The organism is Massilia sp. 05N420, assembly GCF_056397205.1.
The window spans coordinates 1-545 of record NZ_JBFTMX010000135.1; the positions used below are offsets into that span (position 1 = coordinate 1).

Annotated in this window: 1 protein-coding gene; it reads left to right on the top strand. The window is 50.8% G+C overall.

The window, feature by feature from the left end; genetic code table 11:
• Positions 1 to 292: 292 nt before the first annotated feature.
• Positions 293 to 545: hypothetical protein (locus AC1DIX_RS27635; RefSeq protein WP_477328527.1), on the top strand; the 253-nt coding region annotated here is incomplete at its 3' end.

Genomic DNA, 545 nt, shown 5'->3' on the forward strand with positions numbered 1-545 from the left:
GGGTGAGGGGACCATGCTTTCCAGTCGCACTTGACATAGATGAGTAGGCGCGATGACAACGATAAGTGCAACAAGGTCGCGCTTTACAAGAGCTGAATGCATTTGAATTTCCGGCGATTGCTTTGAGACCTTCGCCCGCCATCGGCGGGCTTCTTGTGCGAGTGCGAGGTATAGCCGTAGATGCATACAAAGCGCATCAGCATCAAATTTATGAGGCAATCATACACGCTGCAGATGCCGTCATGGCCTTGGGCAAACTATTATTTGCCATTCTAGTAACTTGAGGAAACGCATGACCGCGACAGAGATTCTTCAGGCGATCAAAGAGGACATCGACAATTCATCCCCGCGGTCTAGTCCTCATCAAATTAACCCCACGTATCTGTATGAAAAGGCCAAGCTTTTAAAGGACTGCAAGCCTTTCGGCGTGTTGAACTCTGATACGTGGATTGCGTTTGCAGGAGGCGGCGGAATGCCGGGGAACGCCGCTGAAACAGAAACTGCTTGGGCTATACGCCAACTAATCAGGGGAATGGAGCCTGTCG